Below are 15,365 nucleotides of genomic sequence, written 5' to 3'. Positions count from 1 at the left end.
ACCTCCTTATGTAAAACCTAACCTACTTGGCATCGAACTTAAGTCGCAACTAACATTCTCGCTTCCTTGAGTATTATCTGAATTGCCGGCAGTCACAACTATTAACCGCATTACCATTCATCTCAAACGGCACAGCTAACCCCCTTTACCCCTTTGAATGGCTAAGTTCGGTGTAGATATCATCACAAAGTGATTTTAACTGGCTCAACTTTTCAACCGAAGTTTTTAACTGGCACATCATCTGCTCTGGCACCTTTTCAGCTGCAAGTTTTAGCGTTCTCGCCGCATCGGTGATATGCAGCACTCGGACTCTTTCGTCGAGTTCACTGCGTCCTCTAAGCACCATACCTTTGACTTCCAAGCGCTTAAGCAGCGGTGTTAGCGTACCTGAGTCTAAGTGCAGCGCGTTGCCCAGTTCCTTCACACTGATGCCATCATTTTCCCATAGCACCATCATGACTAAATATTGTGGATAGGTAAGATCTAACTTTTCCAGTAAAGGTCGGTAAGCCCTCACCATCGCATTTGTTGCACTATACAGCGAAAAACACACTTGATTATCAAGGCATAGCGGATCGCGTGTTTGCTCAATTGACATTTATTTGAATCCTTTAAAACTTAATTGCGCACAATATACTTGCGTTAAACATAAAAATCGATATAAACTTGCTAGCAATTGAATTGCGCGCAATCTAAATACTTAAGGATTTACCATGAAAACTATTTATCAAACAACTGCAAACGCAACCGCTGGACGTAACGGTGTCGCTAAAACAGAAGATGGCCTACTTAATGTCAATCTTAGCTACCCAAAAGAGATGGGCGGTGCGGGCAATGCGACTAATCCAGAACAGCTTTTTGCAGCCGGTTATGCGGCATGTTTCTCCAACGCCATATTACACGTTGCACGAGAGCAAAAAATAGTCATCAATGCTGCACCCGTTAGTGCAACCATAGGGATTGGTGCTAATGAGTCTGGCGGATTTGCACTGACGGCTGCACTGACCATTGAACTCGACCTTGAACAAGAGTCGGCGATAGAATTGGTGCGTATCGCTCACCAGGTTTGCCCTTATTCGAATGCTATCCGCAATAATATTGATGTTAAATTAACCGTGAATCAACAAGTATTAAAATAATTCATCTGGCTAGAATACAGTCAATTTGTTGTCATAAAATGGGGCATTCATCAAAGCAGGCGAGTATTGCTGGGCGACCATTTTATGACGCTTTACCTAAACAAGATCCTTACCATACTTTAGTCGTAACTAAAGCGTAAAAGATCATTGCAATCAATGCCGCAATAACATAAATTCCTCTGCATAAAATCAAGGAACATTCTGCTAAAACTGATTTTTAAAGACTTATATTTTACAAAGGAATGCTAAAAAATGAAGTTTATAGTCATAATTGGCTTTATCATCGCCAATTTAACTGCAGTCAATGTGATGGCACAATGCGGCGAAAAAACACATATTGCCGATATCCCCTATGCGAAAAACAGCTCTTACTTCAGCACTGAATATAGCGTTCAACTTGACGACATAATGGCTCACTATCAGTCGCTATCGGGTTATCTGTTGCTAGAGTTTAAATTGAACAAAGTGCAACATAACGAAGACGTCAAAAATTACAATAAATGGCTAGCGAGTAGAAGGATTGATCGGATTAGAACTTACTTGAATAATGCTGCTTATCCAGCGCCGATTATTAGCCGTATTTTAACCGCCAGCAACCAACCCGAGCGTTCTGTTGCCATTATCTGGTGTGACACACAAGTCAATGACACCACCCCTCAGGTAGCAAAGTTCAGTGGAGTCACTCCTAACTCTCAATAAGCCAAAATATTCGATAAAGCTAGCTGAACAGGGGTTAAATCATCATCGAGTCAACAAGCTTGATGATTAGCCCTTCGACCAAAGCAATAGCTACCGCCCGATCGACCAAAACGTGTTATTAACACTAAAACAATCAATCATAAGCCTCTTATTTATTCCAAGCTGAAGTAACTGATTATAAAATAAGTTAAAAGTTTCAAAATATTATTAAAAATCGGTGGTTGTTCCCAAAAGTGATTTATTCGAGAATTCGCCCACATATTTGACACATTAATTTATCAATTAGGCCTCAATTCAGTAAAGTATCTAATACCAATCGATTCAATCACGCTTCTTCTGCCCATTTGGAGTTCCTATGGCCAAATATATTTTACTCTTAGTGACACTGCTATTTTCGAGCTTCGCACTCCCCACCTTTGCTGCCTCGGCAACAGAACAACCCACCGTTTGGCATTACACTAATGATGCAGGAGAGCTAAAAGTTAAGCTGTATTTTTTCTGGTCACAAACCTGTCCACACTGTAAAGAAGCACATCCCTTTATTGATAGTTTGCCTGAACGTTATCCCTGGATTGAACTTGAAGATCATATGATTTCAGATCCAGAGACGATGACGATTTGGCAAGAAATTGCTAAACAAACCGGCACAGAAGCTCGCTCAGTCCCTTACTTTGCCAGTGGAAAAAAAGCCGTCATCGGTTATAGCAGCCAAGCCGTAACCGGAGAATTTTTAGTTGATCGTTTAAAATCATATTACATTTCACTTGGGGGGAAACTCACAGCAGAAACCGCCAGTACACATGCGGCTGACACACCAGCCAGCTCTGGGGCTTTCTTTGAAACCTGCAGTGAATCTGCCAGCGCTGGCACTTGTGATTTAGGGATTGATAGCACTAGCGAAATTAGCACATCAGATGTGCAGCCAGTTGAGTTACCCCTTATCGGAGTCGTTCACCCTGAACAGATGTCATTACCGCTGCTAACGGTGGTACTCGCGGGCGTTGATGCATTTAATCCATGCGCATTCTTCGTATTACTGTTTCTTTTATCTATCATGGTAAATGCAAAGAGTCGCACTCGAATGCTGATTGTGGGTGGGATTTTTGTCTTCTTTTCCGGTTTTATCTATTTCATTTTCATGAGCGCATGGCTCAATATATTCCAACTCCTCGGCGCGGGAAGCGACGGTGGCTGGATTATTCTAGGTGCGGGTATGCTCGCCCTTGTTGCCGGAGCGGTGAATATAAAGGACTACTTCTTTACTAAAGGAGAAGTCACCTTATCGATGTCAGCCGAAAATAGAACTGGCCTTATCAAGCGCATGGGTAAACTCACCAGTGCTAGCAGCATGACCGCAATGATTGCCGGTACCGTAGTGCTGTCTATTCTTGCTAACGCTTATGAATTACTGTGCACAGCTGGCTTTCCAATGATCTATACCAGTGTGCTTTCAATGCACGATCTTCCGACAATGGAACGCTATATGTACCTTGCGTTTTACAACATTGTTTATGTGATCCCACTGGCCATTATCGTCATCGCTTTTAGTGTCTCTTTAGGAAAGCGTAAGCTCACTGAAAAAGAGGGACAGACCCTAAAATTAATGTCCGGCATTATGATGGTGGGTCTAGGAGGAATGTTGGCAATTGATCCTACGGCTTTACAGAATGTGGTATTGGCGATTGGGCTTATCTTAAGCTCTATTGTTATCACCTTTATCATCACTTTTACCCGCAAAGCGATTGAGAAAAAAAACAAAGCAAGTTCGGCTAAGTAGTACGGGATTCGGCGTTACATACTGTAACAAGGAAACACTTAAGCGATAGTGTGTAGCGCCGATATAACATTAAATCCCTATATCACGAGTCCACTATGAGTATTTCATTATCAACCCCAAACCTTGAGCCGAATATGAGTCATGGCAGCGTAGGTTTAAAAGTTGCACAGATGTCAAAAGAGCAGCAAAAAATTGAGGGCGATATTGCGCTTAAATTGATTGAGTCTGCTTTGCCACAAACGGCACCAGCCCCTGTTGGAAATACAGGGCATATCATTAGCACTAAAGCCTAGTACTAATAAAGAGCGCTAATGCTTAGTGTTCTGCTCATCGCTACAAACCGTATTTCTACCGGCTGATTTAGCGCGATACAACATGCGATCAGCCATTTTAACAAGATTGTCTTTACTCATCCCTTGCTCCCACTGAGCAATACCTTGCGATAATGTGACCCATTCTGAGACATCAGAACAGGGGTGGATTAGTTCGGCTTCTGCTAGCAAGCTTTTGACCTTTTCTGCCACGCGGGTAGCACCAAGCAGATCAGTATTGGGCAAGGCGATAACAAACTCCTCACCACCATAGCGTGCAACGAGATCTCGAGGGCGGCTAACAGCCGCGCTGATAATCTCAGCGACTTTAACTAATTGGTCGTCGCCCGCTTGGTGTCCCAATGTGTCATTTAGGCGTTTAAAGAAATCAATATCGAGTAAAATAATCGATAATGCATGGTTATTGCGTTCAGATGCACGGAGCTCTTGCGCCAATATTTCATCAAAGTGACGACGATTACTGATATTCGTCAGGCCATCAATAAGCGCTAACCGTTTAAATTGTTTTAGTAACTTTTGCTTTTCGAAATCTTGAATGACCGCCTTAACGAACCATCCAGAAATGATCTTTTGCCCTGACATGATAATAGCCAGTACACAGACAAACTTGATAAGTGGAAATACCGGCGCGTCAGGATACTCATTCAATCGATAAAAACAGGAAAACAGCAAGAAGGGTAAAACCGCCAGTAACATCACTTTGCGATTGGGAAGCAGCGCAAATACAAATACCAACGCAAGAATATCGGCGAGCAACTCAATACCCGGCAGTGGCCTACTGGATAATTGCACTAAGCCATAGAGCAAATAACACCAAGCCACCACTAACAATATCAGGAAGGTATAACTCTGTTGACTCGTCACGTCATTCCAAGCCAACAATTTCATCACAAAAAAAACGACTACTAATACCGTAACGGGCGCTAACTCAGGCAAGATATCTTTGATGTTGTAGAGATCATGAGCGAAAAAATAAATGTTTAGTATGACCACTACCGCTAAAAACAACGTCATATACATCGCCCAAAAAATACCTTGTTGAAGAATATTTTGAGTTTCGATTTTAAGCTGATGTTTATATTGATTGCTATTCAGGGCAATTCTCCACCGATGAGGCACTTATAGCCTCTATGTTAGTTGAATTTCTCAATAAAAAAAGCCAGTAAATACTGGCTTTATACTTATTTTGTCAGCAATTATGCCGCGATAGATTCATCGACATCGTGGCGAATAAGGTAATCAAATGCCCCTAATGACGCTGTTGCCCCACTGCCCATCGCGATAATGATCTGCTTATAAGCGGAGTTTGTCACATCACCCGCTGCAAATACACCTGCAAGAGAGGTTTCTCCTTTAGCATCAACAAGGATTTCACCACGCGCCGTCATGTCGATGGTTTCTTTAAGCCACTCAGAGTTAGGCACTAAGCCGATTTGAACAAATATGCCATCCAGTTCGACATGATGAGTCTCTCCCGTCGCTCTATTGGTGTAGTTCAAGCCGTTCACTTTCTTGCCATTACCAGTCACTTCCGTTGTCATTGCTTGAGTGATTATTTTAATGTTGCCCATTGAGTTTGCTTTACGCTGCAGTACATCGTCGGCACGCAGTGTGTTATCAAACTCTAATACTGTCACGTGCTCAACAATATTGGCTAAATCAATCGCAGCTTCGATACCAGAATTACCACCACCAATAACCGCCACACGTTTACCTTTAAACAGTGGACCATCACAATGTGGGCAATAAGCAACGCCGCTGCCACGGTACTCTTGCTCGCCGGGCACATTCATTTCACGCCAGCGGGCACCTGTTGCTAATAATATTGTTTTGCTGCGTAGCACCGCACCACTTTCAAGCGTCAGCTCAAATAATTCACCAGACTTGAGGCTTAATGCACGTTGGTTATCCATAATATCAACATCATATTCATGCACGTGAGCTTCAAGATTCGCCACCAGCTTTGGCCCTTCAGTCGCTTTTACTGAGATAAAGTTTTCAATACCGACAGTTTCAGCGACTTGGCCACCAAATTTATCAGCAACAATACCGGTACGTAAGCCTTTACGCGCAGCGTAAATGGCAGCCGATGCTCCAGCGGGCCCACCGCCAACGATTAGGACTTCGAATGGCTCTTTTTCATTAAGTTGCTCAGCTTTTCTACCTGCTGCATTAACATCTAGTTTATTGAGAATTTCAACGGTACTAATGGCACCCATTGAGAACTGATCGCCATTTAAGTACACCGAAGGCACTGCCATAACGTTGCGTTCGTTCACTTCGTCTTGGAATAACGAACCATCTATCATCACGTTAGTTATTTTAGGGTTAATCGCCGCCATCATATTTAGCGCTTGCACCACTTCAGGACAAGTTTGGCAACTCAGCGACACGTAAGTCTCGAAGTGATATTCACCCGGTAACTGACGAATTTGCTCAATCACATCTTGCTCAAGCTTGATTGGGTGACCACCACTGTGTAACAAGGCTAATACTAAGGATGTAAATTCATGCCCCATTGGTAAGCCTGCGAAAGTAATTTGACTGGTGAGTTGTGGATTAATGACTGACATAGAAGGAGTACGTTCGCCGACCTTCTCAACGACTGAGATCAGCGGTGACAAGCTATCAATATCGGCGGCAAGCGATTTAAGTTCCTGCGCCTTAGCACTGTCATCAGCAGACACAACAAGCTCAACTGGGTGTTTGAGGTTCTGCAGGTAGGTATTCAGTTGATTCTTTACATTTGCATCTAACATGATGATTCCTAATTCTGAAAGCGTGACACATCGACGAAATGCTCTGTCGCTTGGGCAGATAGATTTCGACCTAAAAATAAAAGATGATGTTGAAAATAAAAAGATAACGGGTTTGATGTGTAAAAAGGGGTCAGCTCAGGTTTCAGGGGAGCCAAAGCTGACCAACTTACCTAATGTCTACTGATGTTCTAGATAACAAGCTTGAATATCAATACTGATAAACAGGCCGTTATCTAGATTTTCACGTTAATACTGCTAGTTAGATCTTACCAACAAGGTCAATCGACGGTGCTAGTGTTGCTTCACCTGGCTGCCATGCTGCTGGACAAACTTCACCGTCGTGAGTTGCAACATACTGAGCAGCTTGGATTTTACGTACTAGTTCAACTGCACTACGACCAATACCTAGGTCATGTACTTCAGCAACTTTGATTTCACCTTCTGGGTTGATAACGAAAGTGCCACGAAGTGCTAGGCCATCTTCTTCAATCATCACACCAAAATTACGTGTAATTGCGCCAGTTGGGTCACCAATCATTGGGTACTGGATTTTATTGATAGTGTCAGAACTTGAATGCCATGCTTTATGAGTGAAGTGTGTATCAGTCGACACTGAGTAAACTTCAACGCCCATCGCTTGCAGCTTCTCGTAATGGTCAGCCATGTCGCCTAATTCAGTTGGACAAACAAAAGTGAAATCTGCAGGGTAGAAGAAAACAACTGACCACTTGCCTAATAGGTCTTGCTCTGTCACTGAGTGAAAATCACCTTTATGGAAAGCAGTTGCAGAGAATGGCTTAATAGTTGAGTTGATAATTGATTGAGTCATGTAAAGCTCCGGTCTAATAATTTAAAAATAAATGGGATATTTCTATTTAATTCAACAAACTGAGATGAGTGATGATGAGTCTCTGTAAGCCAGTTCGTTTTCGATGTGAGAATAATAGCGGAGTGACGAAAATTAAGATAATGGATAAAACCTATTATCTTAATCTATTTTACCGAATAGAAGTATAAGCGCCGAGCTCGAATGTAAAGGCAATCGTTCTATGCTATTTTCGATGGCGATCGATGCACCTTATGCACTAGGTGTTTTTATATGGCAATAGCCGCCGATAACGATTGACGGGGCTTTGTCACTCAACCGGGGGATTAACCTCAGCGAGATAAACAAGAAAGGTTTACCAATGATCGTTAAATACATTAACTGCCACGTTAAGCCTGCGTTGAAATCAACCTTTAGTGAAGGGCAGCGTTGCTGGCAACGTACTGCTGAGTCAGATGGTTTTATTGCTCAGATTGGTGGATGGCAAGACGACAGCGCTATTATCTTGGCTTTATGGGAGCGCAAAGAATCCGTTGAACATTTTATGCAGCTATCTCATGACGCTATCGCTGAGGACGCCAATCAACAAGATAGCTATAACAGTCTTGAGGTTGATTACTTGCAGCAGGTTTTAGACATTCCCGGCCATCACAGCGCACTCTTGGCAACTCGCGGGTCCGCTACCTCTTCGCCAACATCACTAACTGCACCCGATCAGGCATTGGCAGCAGAGTTAATGAAGAGTGCGCAGTTTATTGGTATTACCCAGTGCAATGTCACAGCAGACAAGGTTACCGACTTTATCCAGCAGCAAATCAACTTGTGGAATCCGGCAATGGCAGCGGTGACGGGCATGCTTGGCGGTATGCTATTACGTTCAAGCTCAAAGGGTAACCCGTTTGTAGTGATCACTTATTGGTTAACCGAAGCCAGCCACCAACACTATATGCAACACGTATATCTCGACATCCAAGCAATCGCGAATCAAAAGTCGTTAACTGAGCACGTACAGGACCATCAATTGAAAGTCGAACCTCACTGGCGCTTCGCTCACCCTTAAATAGATCTGTAGCTACGTTCGAAAGTGGATAAATCCAGGTCCGTTGGGTATAAACAGCTTACTCCCATAAATCAAAGCGGGTAAGCGAACGGGCCAATGGGAAGTCCAATTGGTTCGATAATGCTTGTGCGTGATGTTTTAATGCGCTCGAGCTGATGTCACGTCTGGTTTTCCCTGCAATAACAACCCAGTTAGCACTGCCTGTAAGACAGGCTCTTACCTCAACAAAATGCAGTTCAAGATAAGCCAGTAATTCCCGATTCTTGCTATGTTCCTTCCAACAATTCAACACTAGGTAACCATCGGCTTTTATCAACGCTGCACATTGGGCGATAAATGATTCAGATACCTGTGCCACATCAACACCTTCAGCGCTATAAATATCAGTGAAAATGATATCAACCCGTTTGTGATCGCCAAGCACTAAAAACTGAGTCGCATCTTGATTAATCACTTTCAGCTTTTTGCTTAACGGTAACTGAAAATAGCGTTTAGCTAAGTCAATCACATCAGCCCTGAGCTCAACAGCGGTCAGCTTAATCCCTGCATCAAAATGGCGTAATGCATGGATAAGTCCCCCACCACCGAGTCCGAGTACAATGGCACTTTTAGGTTGGCTATACAGCAATACTAATAACATGGCTTGCACGTAAGTATGTTGCGGAATATGTGGCGCAGCTTTAAGTAATTTACTTTGCTCGTCGTTTTCACCAAAGGCCAAAATTCTCGACTCTTTATCATCTAAAACAATAAGTGGGCCATACTCATCTTCGGTTTGGTGTAATACTTGGTAATCAGACATGCGCTCTCCATTAATAAGGCCGCTATTATGCGTGAAACTGAACGGCAATAGAATGCCCTGTAATAACCGTTATGTTCCGCTGACAGTGCCACCAGCGCATACGCAATAACAACCACAACATGAGTACCACCAATTAATCACAACTTAACAAGTAATCAAGCGTTGCCCCAATGCCGTTATCACCCCACCAAAATAGATAACACACGCAACAATGATGATAAATGACGAACATTGAAACGTGACAAGGTTCTCATTTCATTTTTAACTAATACATACAATCTGCATCCCGCTTAAATCACTTGAATTTATAAATGAAAAAGAAAATATCCGCGCTTGCATTAACCGCAATACTGACCAGCCAACTTAGTGGTTGCATGGGACAAATGGGCTTAAGTCAGATGGTCACTAAAGGCAACTTAAGTGCCGTTGATAACCGCTACGGTCGTGCAGGTCTATTTGTGTTAATGAGCCCTCTGTACGGTATTGCGGCAACTGCAGATCTATTTATTATTAATAGCGTGGAGTTCTGGACTGGCACCAACCCAGTAACAGGTCGCTCGCCAGCGGTTGTGGATATGCCAGTAGAAGCCATTTTTAAGGTCAATCAACATTTAAATAGCGATTTGACCACAGCGCCCCTACCTGAAATAAAACTCACTAGCGCAGCACTAGAAGCCAAAGATGAAAACACCCTGTTGATGACCTTGTTATATGAAGATGGCAGTCAACAAGTGATGTCCGGGATCAAGCAAAATGAGCATGTCGACTTTTACTTGGATAATGCGTTTATTACCCGAGTGAGCCTAGAAGAGCTAGCCGCTTACCAACAAAGCTAATCTTAGCGATAAGCGCCCCAAAGGCGTCGCAAATAAAAAGGTCGATCAATCATCGCCCTTTTTACGAGTAAAGCTGAACTTAGAAAACTATTTCAACGTCCGCTGAAAAAATGCCACGGCTTTAAGGTACATTTCCAATGCAATCGCAGGATCATATCGCTCCCCTTCATCACGCATAAAGGCATGCTGTGCATTGACCTCTATCCAACTAAAGTTGCGTTCAGTCGCCTCAAGCTTAGCGTAAAGAAGCTTACGCCCTTCACTCGATACATGCGGATCTTGCTTACCAAAAACCATCACTAATTCTGCCGCAATATCTGCAGTACGCGATAGTGAGTCGTTACCTTTTTGGCTGGGTAATGTATTGGAATGAATATCGGTTGGATATAAACAGAAAGCGCCAAGAATATCAGGATTAAGCGCAGCGCGATAAGCTAAGTGCCCGCCAAGACAAACTCCCATACTACCAACCTGGCTGCTGCAAAAACTCAAGCTTCGAGCAAAATCAACTAAGGCTTCTGTGTCACTATCGTGTTGCTCTAACGGCTTAGCAAATTTATCGGCATTGCCTTTATCTTTACCAGCTTCATCGTAGGCCAGCACAGTACCAATCGAGTTTAGTTCATGAAACACTTCTGGTACCAGCACTACAAAGCCATGTCCAGCGAGTATGGCTGCAGCACGCGCTATTGGCGCTGTTTGTTGAAATATTTCAGAGTAGAAGATAATCGTTGCAAACTGACCTTCGCAATCAGGGCGATATAGATAAGTTCGCATAGTGCCTGTAGCTGTCGAAATATCATGGGTTTCTTGAGTGATGATCATCGGCTTTATTCCTTAGATTCAGTCATAGAAGCTAATTTGCTACGTGAAAGCAAACTCTGTTCTATTATGTCTTTCTATTGGGCAATTTCAGCCTCTAGCCTAAAACAACTCACTATTTTTAGCCACAAAAAAGCAGAATCGACTTATGTGCTACTAACACAAAGAGAATTCTGCTATTTGTTTAACGGACTCGCTATTAAAACAGTTCGTTAGGGCACTTCTCACCCGCTAATAATTGCTTAACATTGGTTAGCGTAGTAGCAGCAATAGCCCCTAGCGCTTCTTCCGTTAAGAAAGCCTGATGCCCTGTAAAGATAACATTGTGGCAAGCCGATAAACGTCTAAACACATCATCTTGAATAATTTCGCTCGATTTATCTTCGAAAAACAACTCTTTTTCGTTCTCGTAGACATCAAGTCCTAATGACCCCAATTGACCCGTTTTAAGGGCTTCCATCGCATCTAGCGCGTTGAGTAGCCCACCACGACTGGTGTTTATCACCATCACTCCGGGCTTCATTTTAGCAAAGCTTTTTTCACTCAATAAGTGATGGTTGTCTTCCATCAATGGGCAATGAAGGCTAATCACATCACAGATAGGGTACATCTCATCAAGCGTGACATACTCAACGCCTAAGTCGATCACTGCCTGGCTCGGGTAGGGGTCATGTGCAATCACCTTACAGCCAAAACCCTGCAGGACTTTAATCGTCGCAAGACCTATTTTACCCGTACCAATCACACCAACGGTGCGACCATGCATATTAAAACCCACCAAGCCCTCTAGTGAGAAGTTGGCATCACGGGTACGTTGGTAAGCTTTATGAATTTTGCGATTCAAAGTCAGCATCAAGGCAACGGTATGCTCGGCGACTGATTCCGGCGAATACGCAGGAACGTTGACCACTTTCATACCTAAACGCTCTGCTGCTTCCAATCCAACATTGTTGAAGCCAGCGCAACGCATCGCAATAATTTTAGTGCCACCTTTTGCCAGCTCCACCAAAACCTCTTCGCAAAGAGAGTCATTAACAAAAGCACAGATCACTTCAAAGCCTACGGCCAACTTTACCGTTTGCATGCACAAGCGGTAATCAAAATATTCTATATCAGCACCGAATGCACTATTGGTGCGGTCAAAATGCTGCATATCGTAATGCTTAGCGCTAAAAAAACCGATTTTCATTGCAGAACCTTATCCAAAATAAGTAGATAATATGGAGAGTAAGTTTATGTGATATTGGGAACTTTGTCGCGCGAGCCCTTAAATGTGTTTTAAAAGGCAGATAAATAAAAGCGAGCTCCTGACAGCTCGCTTACCCGCTTAATCATGTTTAACCGCAGGCAGAGGACTGCGCCAGTGTTAAACCTTTAGGATTGATGTAGCAATGAATTGTTAGCTATCCGTAGAGATTTAAGCAAGTAGCAGTACGTTATCACTATACATTCGGCAGTATTGCTCGTTAGTTCACATTTATTATGTTCAATGTTATGCCTTAAAACTGATATCCAAGCCATTTAGAAATAGCAATTGCTATAAGATCAGCTTGTGATTGATCGCGATAATCAAGCTGTGATCAATCTCAGCTTATCTTTAGGGCAATTACTGATAAGCTTTGCCTAAATAGAAAGGAGCACGCAATTTATTATGGCTAGAAAAGCACTCTCAGAAAAACAATTTTTGGTCCAACGTTTTTCCAAAACCACATTACGTGCCATCCATATTTTAGGGGTCACGGGTGCGGGCGGTGGCATTTTGATGCACGTCCCCCAAGATCAATGGCTCGTTTACTGGATTATGGCCATGAGCACGGGGGCCGCAATGATGTTGTGGGAAGTCGTTCGTGACTGGCGCTGGCTCATTCAATTAAAAGGTGTACTCACAGTTGTTAAACTAGGACTGCTCTGCCTATTCATCCCTTTTGCCACTTATAAACCTGAACTGCTGATCACGGTTGTGTTATTGTCGGTTATTGTCTCCCACGGGCCCGCAAGCCTCAGACACTTTTCAATCGTACACGGACGCAGAATTGATGGAAAAAAAGAAGTTAAAGGCTAATGCCGCACCGCTAATTAGCCAGTTTACTGAACTAAAAGACTTTGTCGCCGCCAGTAGCCATGTGCTTGACTTAGCCTGTGGCACCGGTCGAAATGGCAACTGGTTTGCGCAGCAAGGTTGCCACGTTACCTATTTAGATCGCGATTTAAACAGGCTTCAGCTGAGTGATAACACTGCAGAAGTCGAGTTATTGCAATGGGATCTAGAAGCTGACGACGCGCACACTCTGCCTGCTAACACTTATGATGTAATCGTGGCCTTTAACTACTTACACCGGCCACTCTTCTCACAGATAATGGATGCTATAAAGCCTGGAGGCCTCATTATCTACGAAACATTTACCACCCAACAAGCCACCATCGGTAGACCACGCAATCCAAATTTCTTATTAAAAACCGGTGAATTGAAAGCTTTATTTGCTAACTGGCGCTGCCTACATTACTCTGAGGGTCTGCTTGGTGAATTAACCAACGCAAGTTATAAAGCGCAGATAATCGCGCAAAAACCTCTGTAAGCACTGCTAAAGGATTGATAGCAATTTATGTTTCCATACCCTGAACACTACCGCGTTGCTGCACCTCCGATTATTACCGGGGCCATGGTTGTATGGGCACTATTAAGTCGCTTAGTATTTGGTGATGCCAGTACCTATAGCCTTTATCCACTATTAGCCCTATTTCCACTGGTCATATTATTGCACCTGATACTTATATGGGATGCCAGAAGTATGGGCCGACTCGATCAATCTTTCTATGCACTCGTGCATTGTTCACTTGCCTTCGTGGTATGGACTTTTTGCATCATGCACGTCAACGGTCATGGGTTCTCTTAAGCCTTCCTCCTTTGGCGTCAATCGGTACTGTTACGTTAACGCCCCTCAAGCACAGCCATGCCCTACATATCTGCGTATTATGACCCCTTTATGATATTTCAGGGTGAATCTGCTTGCATGGAGAACAGCCAAAGAGGTATCTTTGCGGCGCATTTTTAAAAAGGTTCTACCATGACTGATTTCGTATATGCTCCGCCCACATCGCCTTGGCTCGACATTTTGCACCAAGACAAAGATATTATGGTGCTCAACAAGCCTTCAGGCTTATTGTCGGTGCCTGGTCGCGCGGCTGAACATCATGATAGTACCTATAGCCGTGTACTCGCCGAATATCCAGACGCTAAGATAGTGCATCGACTTGATATGGCCACCTCAGGCGTCATTGTGGTAGCGCTGCTGCGCAGCGCTGAATCTGAATTAAAGCGACAGTTTAGAGACAGAGAAACCGCAAAAACTTACTATGCGCGCGTTGCAGGTCATGTAAAAGCCGACACTGGCACCGTTAACCTACCTTTGATTTGCGACTGGCCTAATCGACCTAAGCAAAAGGTTGATCATCAAATTGGCAAGGCATCACAAACTCATTATGAGGTTATCAGCCGTGCCAAGCGCTCAACACTGGTAAAGCTCACCCCCATCACCGGTCGCTCTCATCAGCTACGAGTGCATATGATGGCGCTAGGTCATCCGATTTTGGGTGATAACTTCTACGCGGACCCTTTAGCAAAACGTTTAGCACCACGCTTATTACTGCATGCCCAATCGCTAACCATTACTCATCCATACTCGAAAGAGCCAATGACATTTAGCTGTGAAACACCTTTTATGTCGGCGGAAGCAGAACAGTAAATCCTTAGGGAAATACTGAAAAGACTAGATTATCAATATAAAAATACGTAAATTGTTTTAATTCACTTTAAAAAATATGCGTATTTATTATGGAAACCTCATTTCAAAGAGATTCACTCGACAACCAGATCCTTTCTGCACTGATGAAAGAAGCGCGAACCCCCTTTGCTGAGCTTGCCAAACGCTTTGGTGTGAGTGCTGGCACCATCCATGTTCGCGTCGAAAAAATGAAACAAGCCGGAATTATCACAGGAGCACAAATTACGGTTAACCCTAAAGCACTTGGCTATGATGTCTGTTGTTTTATCGGCATTAATTTGAAAAGCGCGGGTGATTACCCTGCCGCGATTTCAAAGTTAAATGCGCTAGAGGAAGTGGTTGAAGCGTATTACACTACGGGTAATTACAGCGTGTTTGTCAAAGTGATGTGCCAATCTATCGATGCCCTGCAGCATGTACTCATTAATCGCATTCAATCGATTGATGAAATCCAATCTACCGAAACCCTCATTAGCCTACAAAATCCAATAGTTAGAGCGGTAAAGCCTTAATAATGACAGCTAGCTAAAT

18 protein-coding genes are annotated in these 15,365 nt (G+C 43.4%); 11 read left to right on the top strand and 7 right to left on the bottom strand.

Annotated features, from left to right (window positions below):
• Nucleotides 1-145: 145 nt before the first annotated feature.
• Nucleotides 146-598, bottom strand: coding sequence for a MarR family winged helix-turn-helix transcriptional regulator (locus CXF83_RS05150; RefSeq protein WP_101091577.1), 453 nt, complete (start codon nucleotides 596-598; stop codon nucleotides 146-148).
• Nucleotides 599-713: 115 nt separating this feature from the next.
• Here CXF83_RS05150 and CXF83_RS05145 point away from each other — a divergent pair, with 115 nt between their 5' ends.
• From CXF83_RS05145 to CXF83_RS05130, 4 genes are all read left to right on the top strand, one after another.
• Nucleotides 714-1,139 (top strand): organic hydroperoxide resistance protein, encoded by a 426-nt coding sequence (locus CXF83_RS05145; protein ID WP_101091578.1) that lies wholly within the window; start codon nucleotides 714-716, stop codon nucleotides 1,137-1,139.
• A 252-nt stretch (nucleotides 1,140-1,391) separates the two neighbouring features.
• Nucleotides 1,392-1,838, top strand: coding sequence for a hypothetical protein (locus tag CXF83_RS05140; protein ID WP_101091579.1), 447 nt, complete (start codon nucleotides 1,392-1,394; stop codon nucleotides 1,836-1,838).
• A 355-nt stretch (nucleotides 1,839-2,193) separates the two neighbouring features.
• Nucleotides 2,194-3,615, top strand: a complete 1,422-nt coding sequence (locus CXF83_RS05135; protein ID WP_101091580.1) for a thioredoxin family protein — start codon at nucleotides 2,194-2,196, stop codon at nucleotides 3,613-3,615.
• 95 nt (nucleotides 3,616-3,710) lie between these two features.
• Nucleotides 3,711-3,908 carry a cytoplasmic protein gene (locus CXF83_RS05130; RefSeq protein ID WP_101091581.1) on the top strand — a complete coding sequence of 66 codons (198 nt, stop codon included), beginning with the start codon at nucleotides 3,711-3,713 and terminating at the stop codon, nucleotides 3,906-3,908.
• Between the two features lie 15 nt (nucleotides 3,909-3,923).
• Here CXF83_RS05130 and CXF83_RS05125 read toward each other — a convergent pair whose 3' ends face one another.
• The 3 genes from CXF83_RS05125 to ahpC form a co-directional block, all read right to left on the bottom strand.
• The gene (locus CXF83_RS05125) at nucleotides 3,924-5,066 is read right to left on the bottom strand and encodes a GGDEF domain-containing protein (RefSeq protein WP_257982795.1); all 1,143 of its coding nucleotides are present in this window, start codon (nucleotides 5,064-5,066) and stop codon (nucleotides 3,924-3,926) included.
• Nucleotides 5,067-5,143: 77 nt separating this feature from the next.
• The gene (ahpF, locus tag CXF83_RS05120; RefSeq protein WP_101091582.1) at nucleotides 5,144-6,706 is read right to left on the bottom strand and encodes an alkyl hydroperoxide reductase subunit F; all 1,563 of its coding nucleotides are present in this window, start codon (nucleotides 6,704-6,706) and stop codon (nucleotides 5,144-5,146) included.
• Between the two features lie 259 nt (nucleotides 6,707-6,965).
• A complete protein-coding gene (gene ahpC / locus CXF83_RS05110) occupies nucleotides 6,966-7,535 on the bottom strand; it encodes an alkyl hydroperoxide reductase subunit C (RefSeq protein WP_101091584.1) in 570 nt (189 codons plus the stop codon).
• Nucleotides 7,536-7,893: 358 nt separating this feature from the next.
• Between ahpC and CXF83_RS05105 the strand changes: the two genes are divergently transcribed.
• Nucleotides 7,894-8,592 (top strand): DUF4937 domain-containing protein, encoded by a 699-nt coding sequence (locus CXF83_RS05105; protein WP_101091585.1) that lies wholly within the window; start codon nucleotides 7,894-7,896, stop codon nucleotides 8,590-8,592.
• 58 nt (nucleotides 8,593-8,650) lie between these two features.
• Here CXF83_RS05105 and CXF83_RS05100 read toward each other — a convergent pair whose 3' ends face one another.
• On the bottom strand, nucleotides 8,651-9,394 hold the full coding sequence (locus CXF83_RS05100; protein WP_101091586.1) for a spermidine synthase: 744 nt from the start codon (nucleotides 9,392-9,394) through the stop codon (nucleotides 8,651-8,653).
• Nucleotides 9,395-9,705: 311 nt separating this feature from the next.
• On the opposite strand from CXF83_RS05100, the gene CXF83_RS05095 reads away from it, so the two are divergent.
• Nucleotides 9,706-10,230 (top strand): DUF3332 domain-containing protein, encoded by a 525-nt coding sequence (locus tag CXF83_RS05095; protein ID WP_101091587.1) that lies wholly within the window; start codon nucleotides 9,706-9,708, stop codon nucleotides 10,228-10,230.
• 87 nt (nucleotides 10,231-10,317) lie between these two features.
• On the opposite strand, the gene CXF83_RS05090 is transcribed toward CXF83_RS05095, so the two are convergent.
• On the bottom strand, nucleotides 10,318-11,055 hold the full coding sequence (locus tag CXF83_RS05090; protein WP_101091588.1) for a dienelactone hydrolase family protein: 738 nt from the start codon (nucleotides 11,053-11,055) through the stop codon (nucleotides 10,318-10,320).
• A gap of 196 nt (nucleotides 11,056-11,251) precedes the next feature.
• The gene (locus tag CXF83_RS05085; protein WP_101091589.1) at nucleotides 11,252-12,241 is read right to left on the bottom strand and encodes a 2-hydroxyacid dehydrogenase; all 990 of its coding nucleotides are present in this window, start codon (nucleotides 12,239-12,241) and stop codon (nucleotides 11,252-11,254) included.
• 462 nt (nucleotides 12,242-12,703) lie between these two features.
• Here CXF83_RS05085 and CXF83_RS05080 point away from each other — a divergent pair, with 462 nt between their 5' ends.
• From CXF83_RS05080 to asnC, 5 genes are all read left to right on the top strand, one after another.
• Entirely contained in the window at nucleotides 12,704-13,114 is a 411-nt protein-coding gene (locus tag CXF83_RS05080) for a hypothetical protein (RefSeq protein ID WP_101091590.1), read from the top strand.
• Nucleotides 13,089-13,628, top strand: coding sequence for a class I SAM-dependent methyltransferase (locus CXF83_RS05075; RefSeq protein ID WP_101091591.1), 540 nt, complete (start codon nucleotides 13,089-13,091; stop codon nucleotides 13,626-13,628). The genes CXF83_RS05080 and CXF83_RS05075 overlap by 26 nt, the downstream gene beginning before the upstream one ends.
• Nucleotides 13,629-13,655: 27 nt before the next feature.
• Nucleotides 13,656-13,946, top strand: coding sequence for a hypothetical protein (locus CXF83_RS05070; protein WP_101091592.1), 291 nt, complete (start codon nucleotides 13,656-13,658; stop codon nucleotides 13,944-13,946).
• 171 nt (nucleotides 13,947-14,117) lie between these two features.
• Nucleotides 14,118-14,795 carry a bifunctional tRNA pseudouridine(32) synthase/23S rRNA pseudouridine(746) synthase RluA gene (gene rluA / locus CXF83_RS05065; protein WP_101091593.1) on the top strand — a complete coding sequence of 226 codons (678 nt, stop codon included), beginning with the start codon at nucleotides 14,118-14,120 and terminating at the stop codon, nucleotides 14,793-14,795.
• 89 nt (nucleotides 14,796-14,884) lie between these two features.
• Complete coding sequence (asnC, locus tag CXF83_RS05060) at nucleotides 14,885-15,346, top strand: transcriptional regulator AsnC (protein ID WP_101091594.1); 462 nt, start codon at nucleotides 14,885-14,887, stop codon at nucleotides 15,344-15,346.
• Nucleotides 15,347-15,365: the final 19 nt, after the last annotated feature.

It is taken from the genome of Shewanella sp. Choline-02u-19 (assembly GCF_002836205.1).
In the GTDB taxonomy this organism is placed as follows: Bacteria; Pseudomonadota; Gammaproteobacteria; order Enterobacterales; family Shewanellaceae; genus Shewanella.
Note: the sequence above shows the minus strand (reverse complement) of the source record. Positions and strands in the feature narration are given on the sequence as shown.

Bases quoted from the DNA above. Each gene is read 5' to 3' on its own strand.
- CXF83_RS05090 (WP_101091588.1), bottom strand. From the start codon at position 11,055: ATGATCATCACTCAAGAAACCCATGATATTTCGACAGCTACAGGCACT.
- CXF83_RS05100 (WP_101091586.1), bottom strand. From the start codon at position 9,394: ATGTCTGATTACCAAGTATTACACCAAACCGAAGATGAGTATGGCCCA.
- CXF83_RS05140 (WP_101091579.1), top strand. From the start codon at position 1,392: ATGAAGTTTATAGTCATAATTGGCTTTATCATCGCCAATTTAACTGCA.
- asnC (WP_101091594.1), top strand. From the start codon at position 14,885: ATGGAAACCTCATTTCAAAGAGATTCACTCGACAACCAGATCCTTTCT.
- CXF83_RS05130 (WP_101091581.1), top strand. From the start codon at position 3,711: ATGAGTATTTCATTATCAACCCCAAACCTTGAGCCGAATATGAGTCAT.
- CXF83_RS05095 (WP_101091587.1), top strand. From the start codon at position 9,706: ATGAAAAAGAAAATATCCGCGCTTGCATTAACCGCAATACTGACCAGC.
- CXF83_RS05145 (WP_101091578.1), top strand. From the start codon at position 714: ATGAAAACTATTTATCAAACAACTGCAAACGCAACCGCTGGACGTAAC.
- ahpF (WP_101091582.1), bottom strand. From the start codon at position 6,706: ATGTTAGATGCAAATGTAAAGAATCAACTGAATACCTACCTGCAGAAC.
- CXF83_RS05080 (WP_101091590.1), top strand. From the start codon at position 12,704: ATGGCTAGAAAAGCACTCTCAGAAAAACAATTTTTGGTCCAACGTTTT.
- ahpC (WP_101091584.1), bottom strand. From the start codon at position 7,535: ATGACTCAATCAATTATCAACTCAACTATTAAGCCATTCTCTGCAACT.
- CXF83_RS05105 (WP_101091585.1), top strand. From the start codon at position 7,894: ATGATCGTTAAATACATTAACTGCCACGTTAAGCCTGCGTTGAAATCA.
- CXF83_RS05085 (WP_101091589.1), bottom strand. From the start codon at position 12,241: ATGAAAATCGGTTTTTTTAGCGCTAAGCATTACGATATGCAGCATTTT.
- rluA (WP_101091593.1), top strand. From the start codon at position 14,118: ATGACTGATTTCGTATATGCTCCGCCCACATCGCCTTGGCTCGACATT.
- CXF83_RS05150 (WP_101091577.1), bottom strand. From the start codon at position 598: ATGTCAATTGAGCAAACACGCGATCCGCTATGCCTTGATAATCAAGTG.
- CXF83_RS05075 (WP_101091591.1), top strand. From the start codon at position 13,089: ATGGAAAAAAAGAAGTTAAAGGCTAATGCCGCACCGCTAATTAGCCAG.
- CXF83_RS05135 (WP_101091580.1), top strand. From the start codon at position 2,194: ATGGCCAAATATATTTTACTCTTAGTGACACTGCTATTTTCGAGCTTC.
- CXF83_RS05070 (WP_101091592.1), top strand. From the start codon at position 13,656: ATGTTTCCATACCCTGAACACTACCGCGTTGCTGCACCTCCGATTATT.